Here is an 11,842-nt window from a genome sequence, read left to right as displayed (position 1 = left end):
CCGCACCGGCGGCGGCTCCAGCGCCAGCCTGCTGCTCTGCGGCGACAGCTCGCTCTCCGTCACCACCTGCAACTGACAGCGGGTCGTTTCTGCGGCGCCCCGGGTGGACACCTGTCCACCCGGGGCCGCTTTCCGTTCGCGAGGAGGACCGATGCCCAGCGGCGAGGCGATGTTCCGGCGGGTGGTCCGCGACGGCGGCGGTTGGACGCCGGTGCTGGCGGCCGTCACGCTGACCGGCGCCCTCGCCGAGCTGCTGCTCCCGGCGGCGCTGGGCGTCGCCGTCGACGCGGCGCTGACCGGCGGGAGCCGCTGGTGGCCGGCCGCCGTCTGCGCCCTGGTCGCCGTCCTCGTCGCCACCGACACCCTCGCCGACCTGGCCAGCGGGTACGGCGCGGCCCGCGCCACCGGCCGGCTCCGGGAGCGGCTGCTTCGGCACCTCTTCGCCCTGGACGTGCGCGCCGCCCGCCGGCACCCCGTCGGAGACCTGGTCGGTCGGCTGGTCGGGCAGGCCGCCGACGCCGGCCAGGCCGGCACCACCGTGGTCCTCGGGGCGATCGCGCTGCTACCCCCGCTCGGCAGCGTCGTCGCGCTGACCTGGATCGAACCGGTGCTGGGCGGCACCCTGCTGGCCGGGCTGCTGCTGCTGGCGGTCCTGATGCGCGCCTTCGTCGCCGACGCGTCGGCGGCCACCGCCGGCTACCAGCGGGCCCTGAACTCGATCGCCGGCCGGCTGCTGGAGTCCCTCGCCGGTGCCCGGACCATCGCCGCCGCCGGTACCCGCCGCCGGGAGGAGCAGCGCATCCTCGCGGCCCTGCCGGAGCTGGGTGCGAACGGCCGGCGCGGCTGGGAGCTGCTGGCCCGCGCCAGCGCCCGCACCGCCGCCGTGGCGCCGCTGCTGCAACTGGGCGTGGTCGCCGTCGGCGGGTACGCGCTGGCCGCCGGCTGGCTCACCCCGGGACAGTTGATCTCGGCGGTCCGCTACGCGGCGATCGGCGCCGGCCTGGGCGCGGTCCTGGCCGGCCTGAACCGGCTGGTGCGCAGCCGCGCCGGCGCCGCCCGGGCCGCCGAGGTGCTGGCGTACTCGGTGCCGGCCGACGGCGACCGGGCGCTGCCGCCGGGCCGGGGGGCGCTGAGCCTGACCGGGGTCAGCGTGTACGCCGACAACGGCCGGCCCGTCCTCGACCACGTCGACCTGACCGTCCCGGCCGGTGCCACGGTGGCCGTGGTCGGGCCGTCCGGCGCCGGCAAGTCCACCCTGGCCGCCGTCGCCGGGCGGTTGCACGACCCGGACGCCGGGGAGGTGCGCCTGGACGGTGTGCCGCTGCCGCGACTCTGCCCGCAGGCCCTGCGCCGGGCCGTGGGGTACGCCTTCGACCGGCCGGTGCTGGTCGGCGCGACCGTCCACGACGCGATCGGGCTGGCCCTGCCCCCGGAGGAGGCCGCCCCGCCCGCCGACGGCTCCCCGGCCGCCCCCGCCGTGCGGCGGGCCGCCGAGGCGGCGGCGGTCGCCGACGTCGTCGACCGGCTACCGGCGGGCTTCCGCACCCCGCTGGCCGACACGCCGCTCTCCGGTGGCGAGAGCCAACGGCTGGGGCTGGCCCGCGCCTTCACGGCGGGTGACCGGTTGCTGATCCTCGACGACGCCACCTCCAGCCTGGACACCGTCACCGAGCACCGGATCGCCCGCGCCGTGGCGGGGCGGGCGGGTGAGCGTACCCGGCTGGTGGTCACCCACCGGGTCGCCACGGCGGCGGCGGCCGACCTGGTCGCCTGGCTCGACGGCGGCCGGCTGCGCGCCCTCGCCCCGCACGGGCGGCTCTGGGCGGATCCGGCCTACCGGGCGGTCTTCCGCACCGACGGCACCACCGACGGGAGCGCCGTATGAGCCACCGGAACCCACCGACGCCCGACCGCCCGGCCGGGGCGGCCGCCACCGCCACCGCGCCACCCGGCCCCACCGGGTCGGCCCCGACGTCGGGCCGGCCGGCGACCGGCGGCGGGGTGCGGCGGGTCACCTGGGGGGCGCTGCGCGCCCGGCGGTCGGCCGTGGCGCGGCTCGTCGGCTGGTCGGTCGTCGAGGCGCTGCCGGCGCTGCTCTCCGGCGCCCTGGTGGCGCGGGCGGTCGACGCGGGTTTCCTGGCCGGTCGCCCCGGCGTCGGCCTGCGCTGGCTCGGGCTGCTGGCCGTGGCGGTGCTCGTCGGCGCGCTGGCCACCGGTCGGACGTACCGCAGCCTCGGCGCGGTGGTCGAGCCGTTCCGCGACGACCTCGCCGGCCGGGTGGTGCGGGCCGCCCTGGCCGACGCCACCGCGACCGGTGGGCGTGCCGACAGCGCCTCGGCGGCCCGACTGACCCACCAGGTGGAGCTGGTCCGGGACACCTTCGCCGGCCTGCTGATGGTGACGCGGGGCTTCCTCTTCGCCGCCGGGGCGGCCCTGCTCGGGCTGGTCGCCCTGGACCCGGTGCTGGCGGCCATGGTGGCCGCGCCGCTGGTCGTCGGGCTCGCCGTCTTCCTCGCCGCGCTCCCGGCGATGGCCGGGCAGCAGCGCCGCTACGTCCGCGCCGGCGAGGAGCTCGGCCGGGCCGCCGCGACGGCGCTGGCCGGGCACCGGGACGTGCGGGCGTGCGGCGCGGCCGAGCGGGTCGTCGCCGACGTGGGCCGGCGGGTGGCGGAGCAGGCCGCCGCCGAACGGACCCTGGCGCGGATGGCGGCGGTGCGCAGCCTCAGCATCGGCCTGGGCGGCTGGCTGCCGCTGGCGGTGCTGGTGCTGGCCGCGCCGTGGCTGGTGGGGCGGGGCCTGACCGCCGGCGCGGTGCTCGGCGCGTTGATCTACGTCGCCACCGGCCTGCAACCCGCCCTGCACGCCCTGGTGCAGGGCCTCGGCGGCGGCGGCCTGCGGTACGTGGTCACCCTGGACCGCATCCTGCGCACCTGCCCGGACGACGCGCAGGCCCCGGCCGGCAGCCCGGCGGGCAACGTCCCGGCCGGTCGGGACGCGACCGCGCCGCCGGCCCCGCCGGCCGCGTCGATCCACGGGCTCACCTTCCGGTACGGCGCGGCGGCACGGCCGGTGCTGGCGGAGCTCACGCTGACCCTTGACGCCGGGGAGCACCTCGTGGTGGTCGGGGCCAGCGGGGCGGGCAAGTCGACCCTGGCCGCCCTGCTCTCCGGGCTGCTGGCGCCGCAGGCCGGCGCCGTGTTCCTGGGCGGGGTGCCGGTGGCCGCCGCCGCGCCGCCCACGCTGGCCCGGCTGCGGGTGCTGGTGCCGCAGGAGGCGTACGTCTTCACCGGGTCGGTCGCCGACAACCTGCGCTACCTGCACCCGGAGGTCGACGACGCCGCCGTGGTGGCCGCCGTCGACGCCCTCGGGGCGGCGGCGCTGGTGGCCCGGCTCGGCGGGCTGGGCGCAACCGTGACGCCGCAGGCGCTCTCCGCCGGCGAACGGCAGCTCGTCGCCGCGGTGCGGGCGTACCTCTCCCCCGCCCCGCTGGTGATCCTCGACGAGGCGACCTGTCACCTGGACCCGGCGGCGGAGGCGCGGGTGGAGGAGGCGTTCGCCCGCCGGCCCGGCACGCTGGTGGTCATCGCCCACCGGATCAGCTCCGCCGTTCGGGCCCGCCGGGTGCTGCTGGTCGACGGCGATCGGCCGGTGCTCGGCACCCACGGGGAGCTGTTGGCCGGCTCCGCGACCTACCGGGAACTCGTCGGCCACTGGGACGACCGGCCCGCCCGGCCCCACGCCCCGGCCGGGCGGGCCTGAGCAGCCCCGGCCGCGCACGTACGCGAGGACAGTGGCCGTCCTCGGCGGACGGCCACTGTCCTCCTGACGGTCCCGGGCCGGGTCAGATCCAGCCGAACTCCCGGGCGAAGCGGACCGCCTCGATCCGGGTCCGGGCCCCGGTCTTGCGGGCGATCCGCCCGAGGTGGTTGCGGACGGTGCCGCAGGACAGGCGCAGCGAACCGGCCACCTCGGCGATCGGGGCGCCGTCGGCGGTCAGCCGCAGCACCTCGGTCTCCCGGGCGGTCAGCGGGCTGTCGACGGCGAGCGCCGCCAGGACGAGCTCGGCGTCGACCACCGACTCGTGCCGCGCCAGCCGGCGGATCCCGTCGACCACCCGCTGCGGGGCGACGTCGTTGGGCAGGATGCCGACGGTGCGGCCCGGCGAGAACACGCCGTGCAGGCCCCGGACGCGACGCGGGTCGGCGAGCACCAGCAGGGGGCACGCGGGCACCACCGCCTCCACGTCGGATATCAGACCGAAGTCCATCACCACCACGTCCGGGCGGCCGGCCTGGACGACCTGGTCCACCGCTTCGCCGCGGCCCACCTCCGCGACCACGTGGATGTCCTCTTCGGCGGCGAGGACGAGCGACAACGCCCCCCGGACCAGTGCACCGTCCAGGGCGAGCAAGGTACGGATCATGTCGGACCTCTCCCGGCAGCAACGTTGACAACCGGTGCACATTCAAGCACGGCGCCCCCGACTCCGCTCGGTGAGCGAGGGACCCCGAAACCGTGTCCGGGGCCCCTTCGCGACCGCTAGAGCCAGCCGTCCCGCTGCGCCAGTCGGACGGCCTCCATCCGGTTGCGGGTGCCCGTCTTGTGCAGGATGGCCGAGAGGTGGTTGCGCACGGTGCCGTGCGCCAGGAAGAGCCGGCGGGCGATCTCCTTCAACGGCAGCCCTTCGGCGGCGACCCGCAACACCTCCAGTTCCCGACGGGTCAGCGGGTTGGCCGGTGGGCTCAGCACCGCCGCCGCGGCGGACGGGTCGATCACCCGTTCCCCGGCGGCGGTCGTGCGGACCGCGCGGACCAGTTCCGGCATCGCGACGCTCTTGCTGAGCAGCCCGCGCACCCCCGCGGTCACGGCCGCCTCGACCAGCGGCGGGTTCCAGCGGTGGCTCATCGCCAGCACGGCAGTGCGCGGGGTCTCGGCCAGCACCCGGCCGACGTCGAGCGCCGACTCGGGCGCGTCCGCCTTGAGTTCCAGCACCAGCACGTCGGGGCGTTCCCGACGCAGCGCCTCCCACAGTTGCCCGAGGCCAGCCGCATCGGCGACGACCTCGATGTCCTCCTCGCTCGACAGCGCCGCGCACAGCGCGCTTCGTAGCAGTCCCATTTCCTCGGCAACGACGACGTGGATCACCACGTAACTCCGATCTCGGGTACGCGTCGCGCCGCCCCCACCGGTCGGTGCGACGCGGTGGAACGGGGGCGGTGCGCGCGGAACGGACAGCGTCGGCCCGGAGCAGGCGCCACTGGGGATGCTCGGGGCCACGGGGGGCCGCGTCCGGCGGTCGGCCCGGCGCGGGGCCGGGGAGCGCGGGACGCCACCGGGCCGGGATCAGCCGGGGCGGGCGCTCACCGCCGGGGCCCGGCCCTCGACCGGCACCGATGTCAGGACCGTGCGGTGGCGGCCGTCGACTCGGGACGACCAGCCGCTGTCCTGGGGCGAGGCGGACGCGGTCCCCGTGGCGGCCCGGACGTCGTCGAGCCGGTCGCCGGGGGGCGCCGGGCGGGCGGGCCGGCCGGGATTCGGCGACCCGGCTGCCGGCCGGGTCTGTCCCGAGGCGATGGCGACGGGCCCGCCGGGGACCACGGATACGGCCGACCACCAGCGCGGGAACGCCTTGGTTGCCCCGCTCGCGCCGCCCGCCCGGTGGGGCCGGGCCGACGCGGTGGTGGCGGGCACGACCTCGGTGGGGACCAGCGACCCGGGTGCGCCCGGCGGGGCGGGGGCCGGTGCGACGCCGACCGGCGGCAGCGGCGAACCGGGTCCGCCCGGCGGGACGGTCAGGCCCGGCAGCAACGGGTGCAGCAGCCCGCCGACCAGTCTGCCGACCGGGGGCACGACCTGCCGCGTCACGCCGGTGACCAGGCCGGTCGCGCAGGCCGGGCGGCCGTGCAGAAGTTCCCGCGGGCAGCCCAGGAGGTCACCGCCAGCGCTGCCGGGCAGGGGAAGCACGACGGCCGGGGACGGCGCGGAGTCACCGGGCCGCGCGGGGGCCAGGTCGGCGGCGCGGCCGAGGTCGGCCGGGCGGTCCGACTTGGCCGGGCGGTCCGACTTGGCCGGCCGGTCCGACTTGGCCGGCCGGTCCGACTTGGCCGGCCGGTCCGACTTGGCCGGGCGGTCCGACTTGGCCGGGCGGTCCGACTTGGCCGGGCGGTCCGACTTGGCCGGGCGGTCCGACTTGGCCGGGCGGTCCGACTTGGCCGGACGACGCCGGTCGGAGCCGGCGGGACGCTCCGACTCGGCCGGACGGTGCCGGTGCGGCTCGGCGGGTCGGGGCCGCTCGGGGCCGGCGCTGGCGGGGGCACCGGGTCGGCCGCCGTGCGGGCGGGCGGGCAGCAGGCGGTCGAGCAGTTCCGGTAGCGGGCCGGCCGGGCGGTGCGCCGCGTCGGCAGCCGCCCCGGCCGGGCGCCCAGCACCCTCGGCGGCGGCAGCGGGGCCGGCCAGCAGCACGGCCCCGAGCATCCCCGCGCCCAGCACGCCGGCCAGCAGCACGAACCGGCGTACGAAGCGCGCCGCCCACCCGACCGGAACGACCCCGGTGCGCCGTGCCGCCAGGGCGAGCGCGGCCGGGGCGGGGCAGACAGCGGGACAGCGCACGCGGACCGACCTCTCTTCCCCAAATGTGTCGACACATCGTAACGATGGCGTCACCCCCCTGCACCCCCCGCCGTCCGGACCTTTCGCGCAGCCGGAACGGTCACCCGAGCGGAACCGTCAGGTTGTCGGCAGGTGGTCGTGCAGCGCGGCGAACTGGGCCACGGTGAGGTAGGACGGATTGGCCGCCTGCGGCTGGCGAAGCACCTCCAGGCCGGTCAGCCTCGGGTCGGCCCGCAACCGCCGCCGGGGCACCCGGTCCGGCTCGTCGAGGACGGTCAGGTCCAGCGGCACCGACCAGCCGCCGTCGGCGTCGACGACGGGCGCGGCGGTGACGCGTCCGACGCCCCAGACGCCGTACGGGCAGCCGCCCCGGCTGCCGCTGGCCCAGAAGACCACCGGCTGACCGGGGCCCATCAGCCGGGCCCGGTAGCCGGGGCGCACGCACCAGCTCGTCACCTGGGGGTCGCGCCGGAAGCGGGCGGTCAGGTCCACCCGCTCGGCGTTGCCCTTGATCAGCCACGCCCCCAGGTCGTCGAGGCTCACCCGCCGCTGCGTCACCGGGCCATTGTGCCGGCCGCACCGGCCGCCCGCCCGGCACCGGCGGGCGTGGCGGCCCGCCGGGCACGGCGGCCCGCCCCCAGGAACCGGGGCGGGGTGCGGGCCGGCGAGCGACCGGCCCGACCGGTCAGCCGGCCAGCCAGCGGTGGATGCAGTGCAACAGGTCCTCGGCGTCCACCGGCTTGGTGACGTAGTCGCTGGCCCCCGAGCTGATGCTCTTCTCCCGGTCGCCGTGCATGGCCTTGGCGGTCACCGCGATGATCGGCAGGTCGGCGTAGCGCGGCATCGCCCGGATGGCGGCGGTGGCGGTGTACCCGTCCATCTCCGGCATCATCACGTCCATCAGCACCAGGTCGATGTCGTCGTGGCGCATCAGGGTCTCGATGCCCTTGCGGCCGTTCTCGGCGTAGACCACGTCGAGGCCGTGCAGCTCCAGGATGTTGGTCAGCGCGAAGACGTTGCGGGCGTCGTCGTCGACCACCAGGACCTTGCGGCCGGCCAGCCCGCCGGTGGCCCCGTCGAAGCCGGCCTCGGCGGGCTGGGCCGCGCGGGCGAAGGGCACCACGTGCTCGGGCAGCGCCACCGACAGGTGCAGGGCGATGCGCTCCCGCAGCTCGTCCAGGCTGGCCAGGACCTCCAGCGGCCGGTCGCCGGCCATCGCCCGCAGCAGTGCCTCCTGGCCGGCGGCCAGCGGCCGGGCGTGGTACGCCAGCACCGGCACACCCCGGTTGGCCGTGTCGTCGTGCAGCGCCCGCAGCAGCAGCGCGGCGCTGTCGTCGGGCAGGTCCAGGTGCACCACCAGGCAGCGGTGCCGGCGACCGGCGGCGGCCTCCAGGGCCGAGGGGGCGTCGAGGACGGTGACGACCTCGACGGGCGCGGCCCCGTCCGCCAGCCCGGCCGACACGCCGTGCACCAGCATCGTCAGCAGCCCCTTGTCGTGGTGTTCGAGGACCAGCACGCGCCGCTCGGCCACCGGGAACGGCACGGCGGGCAGCCCGAACGACGCCGGCCCGCCGATCAGGTCGCGCCCCGCCGGCTCCGCGCGGGCGACGAACGACGGTACGGCACCCGAGGGCGTCGCCGGGGCGGCGGCGACCGGGGTCGGCAGGGCGGTCGGCAGGTAGAGGGTGAACGTGCTGCCCCGCCCGAGGACGCTGCGCGCGGTGATCCGCCCGCCCAGCAGGTGCGCGATCTCCCGGCTGATCGACAGGCCCAGCCCCGTCCCGCCGTACCGGCGGCTGGTGGTGCCGTCGGCCTGCTGGAACGCGTCGAAGATCGCGGTGAGGTGCTGCTCGGCGATGCCGATGCCGGTGTCGACCACGCGGAACGCCAGCACGGTCTGCCCCACCGCGAACTGCTCGGGCAGCTCGTCGGGGCGGGCCCGCTCGATGCGCAGCTCCACCCGGCCCTGCTCGGTGAACTTCACGGCGTTGGAGACGAGGTTGCGCAGCACCTGGCGCAGCCGCTGCTCGTCGGTGTGCAGCCGCTGCGGCACGTCGGGGGCGGTGCTGATGTCCAGCTCCAGCCCGCGCGGCGTGGTCAACGGCCGGAACGTCGCGTCGACGTAGTCGCGCAGCTCGTCGAGCTCGAACGTCTCCGGGTTGACGTCCATCTTGCCGGCCTCCACCTTCGACAGGTCGAGGATGTCGTTGATCAGTTGGAGCAGGTCGGTGCCGGCGGAGTGGATGACGGTGGCGTACTCGACCTGCTTGGCCGTCAGGTTGCGGTTGGGGTTCTGGGCCAGCAGCTGGGCCAGGATGAGCAGCGAGTTCAGCGGCGTACGCAGCTCGTGGCTCATGTTGGCGAGGAACTCCGACTTGTACTTCGACGCCAGCGCCAACTGCTGGGCGCGGGCCTCCAGCTCCTGCCGGGCCTGCTCGATCTCGGAGTTCTTGGTCTCGATGTCGTGGTTCTGCCGGGCCAGCAGCGCCGCCTTGTCCTCCAGGTCGGCGTTGGAGCGTTGCAGCTCCTCGGAGCGGGCCTGCAACTCCTCCGAGCGGGCCCGCAGCTCGGCGGCGAGGCGCTGGGACTCGGTGAGCAGCACGTCGGTGCGGGCGTTGGCGACGATGGTGTTGACGTTGACGCCGATGGTCTCCATGAGCTGGTCGAGGAAGTCGCGGTGCACCTCGGTGAAGCGGCTCATGCTGGCCAGCTCGATGACGCCGAGGACCTGGTCCTCGAAGAGGATCGGCAGCACCACCAGGTGCAGCGGGACGGCGGCGCCGAGGCTGGAGGAGACGGTGACGTAGTCCGCCGGCACCTCGTCGACCACGATCGCCCGCTTGCTCACCGCGGCCTGCCCGACGAGGGAGTCGCCGAGGGCGTACCGGCGGCCGGAGGCGCGGTGGCCGTAACCACCGACGACCCGCAGGGTCGGCGCGGCGGCGCTCTCCTCCACCAGCAGGAACGTGCCGAGCTGGGCGGCGACCAGCGGGGCCAGCTCGTCCATCACCAGCCCGGCGACCACCTCCAGGTCCCGGTGGCCCTGCATCAGCCCGGAGATGCGGGCCAGGTTGGTCTTGAGCCAGTCCTGTTCCTGGTTCATCCGGGTGGTCTCGCGCAGCGACTCCACCATGGAGTTGATGTTGTCCTTGAGCTCGGCGACCTCGCCGGAGGCGTCGACGGTGATCGAGCGGGTCAGGTCGCCGGTGGCGACCGCGCTGGTCACCTCGGCGATGGCGCGGACCTGCCGGGTGAGGTTGCCGGCGAGTTCGTTGACGTTCTCGGTGAGCCGCTTCCAGGTGCCGGAGACGCCCTCCACCTCGGCCTGGCCGCCGAGGCGGCCCTCGCTGCCGACCTCCCGGGCGACGCGGGTGACCTCGGCGGCGAACGACGAGAGCTGGTCGACCATCGTGTTGATGGTGGTCTTCAGCTCCAGGATCTCGCCCCGGGCGTCAACGTCGATCTTGCGGGTCAGGTCGCCCTGGGCCACCGCCGTGGTGACCTGGGCGATGTTGCGGACCTGGCCGGTGAGGTTGTTCGCCATCGAGTTGACGTTGTCGGTGAGGTCCTTCCAGGTGCCGGCCACGTTGGGCACCCGGGCCTGACCGCCGAGCCGCCCCTCGGTGCCGACCTCGCGGGCCACCCGGGTCACCTCGTCGGCGAACGCGCCGAGGGTGTCGACCATGGTGTTGATGGTCTGGGCGAGCACGGCCACCTCGCCCTTGGCTTCCACCGTGATCTTGCGGCTCAGGTCGCCCTGCGCCACCGCCGTGGCGACCAGGGCGATCGAGCGCACCTGGTTGGTGAGGTTGTTGGCCATCTCGTTGACGTTGTCGGTGAGGTCCTTCCAGGTGCCGCCGACGTTGAGCACCCGGGCCTGACCGCCGAGGCGCCCCTCCGTGCCGACCTCGCGGGCCACCCGGGTCACCTCGTCGGCGAACGCGGAGAGCTGGTCGACCATCGTGTTGATGGTCTCCTTCAGCGCCAGGATCTCGCCCCGGGCGTCGACCCGGATCTTCTGCGTCAGGTCGCCCTTGGCGACGGCGGTGGTGACCTCGGCGATGCTGCGCACCTGGGCGGTGAGGTTGTCGGCCATGACGTTGACCGACTCGGTGAGGTCCTTCCAGGTGCCGGAGACGCCCTTGACGTCGGCCTGGCCGCCGAGGCGGCCCTCGGTGCCCACCTCGCGGGCCACCCGGGTCACCTCGTCGGCGAACGACGAGAGCTGCTCCACCATCGTGTTGATGGTGTTCTTCAGCTCCAGGATCTCCCCGTGCGCGGTGACGGTGATCTTCTGCGACAGGTCGCCCCGGGCCACCGCCGTGGCCACCTGGGCGATGCTGCGCACCTGGTCGGTGAGGTTGACCGCCATCGAGTTCACCGAGTCGGTCAGGTCCCGCCACGTGCCGGCGACGCCGCTGACCTGGGCCTGGCCGCCGAGGCGGCCGTCGGTGCCGACCTCGCGGGCCACCCGGGTCACCTCGTCGGCGAACGACGAGAGCTGGTCGACCATCGTGTTGATGGTGCTCTTGAGCTCCAGGATCTCGCCCCGGGCGTCCACGGTGATCTTCTGCGACAGGTCGCCCCGGGCCACCGCCGTGGTGACCTGGGCGATGTTGCGGACCTGGCTGGTCAGGTTGCCGGCCATGAAGTTCACCGAGTCGGTGAGGTCGCGCCAGGTGCCGGCCACGCCGGGCACCTCGGCCTGGCCGCCGAGGCGGCCCTCGCTGCCCACCTCGCGGGCCACCCGGGTCACCTCGTCGGCGAACGACGAGAGCTGGTCGACCATCGTGTTGATGGTGACCTTGAGCTCCAGGATCTCGCCCCGCACGTCCACGGTGATCTTCTGCGACAGGTCGCCCCGGGCCACCGCCGTGGCCACCTCGGCGATGTCGCGGACCTGGTCGGTGAGGTTGCCGGCCATGGCGTTGACGGAGTCGGTGAGGTCCTTCCAGGTGCCCGACACCCCGGGCACCTCGGCCTGGCCGCCGAGTTGCCCCTCGGTGCCCACCTCGCGGGCCACCCGGGTCACCTCGGAGGTGAACAGCGACAGCTGGTCGACCATGCCGTTGAAGACGGTGGCGATCTCGCCGAGCAGGCCGTCGGCGTCCTGCGGCAGCCGGGTGCCGAAGTCGCCGTCGCGCACTGCGGTGAGGCCGGCCAACAACTGCCGCAGACCCGGGTCCGTCACCGGCCCGGCCTGACCGGGCACCGGGCCACCACGCCGTACCGC

At 75.7% G+C, this 11,842-nt stretch carries 8 protein-coding genes; 3 read left to right on the top strand and 5 right to left on the bottom strand.

The features are described from left to right. The 3 genes from ACLQ2V_RS17695 to ACLQ2V_RS17685 all read left to right on the top strand — a co-directional run. A partial coding sequence (locus ACLQ2V_RS17695) for a SapB/AmfS family lanthipeptide (RefSeq protein ID WP_425719727.1) occupies window positions 1-76 on the top strand: 76 nt, incomplete at its 5' end. 75 nt (window positions 77-151) lie between these two features. After that, window positions 152-1,885 (top strand): ATP-binding cassette domain-containing protein, encoded by a 1,734-nt coding sequence (locus tag ACLQ2V_RS17690; protein WP_425719598.1) that lies wholly within the window; start codon window positions 152-154, stop codon window positions 1,883-1,885. Beyond that, the gene (locus ACLQ2V_RS17685) at window positions 1,882-3,759 is read left to right on the top strand and encodes an ATP-binding cassette domain-containing protein (RefSeq protein ID WP_425719597.1); all 1,878 of its coding nucleotides are present in this window, start codon (window positions 1,882-1,884) and stop codon (window positions 3,757-3,759) included. Before ACLQ2V_RS17690 ends, ACLQ2V_RS17685 begins: the two co-directional genes overlap by 4 nt. 82 nt (window positions 3,760-3,841) lie before the next feature. Here ACLQ2V_RS17685 and ACLQ2V_RS17680 read toward each other — a convergent pair whose 3' ends face one another. From ACLQ2V_RS17680 to ACLQ2V_RS17660, 5 genes are all read right to left on the bottom strand, one after another. Further along, the gene (locus tag ACLQ2V_RS17680) at window positions 3,842-4,423 is read right to left on the bottom strand and encodes a response regulator transcription factor (protein ID WP_425719596.1); all 582 of its coding nucleotides are present in this window, start codon (window positions 4,421-4,423) and stop codon (window positions 3,842-3,844) included. A 116-nt stretch (window positions 4,424-4,539) separates the two neighbouring features. Further along, on the bottom strand, window positions 4,540-5,145 hold the full coding sequence (locus ACLQ2V_RS17675) for a response regulator transcription factor (protein ID WP_425719595.1): 606 nt from the start codon (window positions 5,143-5,145) through the stop codon (window positions 4,540-4,542). A 198-nt stretch (window positions 5,146-5,343) separates the two neighbouring features. After that, on the bottom strand, window positions 5,344-6,609 hold the full coding sequence (locus ACLQ2V_RS17670; RefSeq protein WP_425719594.1) for a hypothetical protein: 1,266 nt from the start codon (window positions 6,607-6,609) through the stop codon (window positions 5,344-5,346). A gap of 117 nt (window positions 6,610-6,726) precedes the next feature. Further along, window positions 6,727-7,167, bottom strand: a complete 441-nt coding sequence (locus ACLQ2V_RS17665; protein ID WP_425719593.1) for a hypothetical protein — start codon at window positions 7,165-7,167, stop codon at window positions 6,727-6,729. Between the two features lie 127 nt (window positions 7,168-7,294). Continuing rightward, window positions 7,295-11,800, bottom strand: a complete 4,506-nt coding sequence (locus tag ACLQ2V_RS17660) for a HAMP domain-containing protein (RefSeq protein WP_425719592.1) — start codon at window positions 11,798-11,800, stop codon at window positions 7,295-7,297. Between the last annotated feature and the right edge of the window lie 42 nt (window positions 11,801-11,842).

It is taken from the genome of Micromonospora sp. DT233, from assembly GCF_049841815.1.
Lineage (GTDB): Bacteria > Actinomycetota > Actinomycetes > Mycobacteriales > Micromonosporaceae > Micromonospora.
This window is presented reverse-complemented; position numbering and strand designations above follow the sequence as displayed.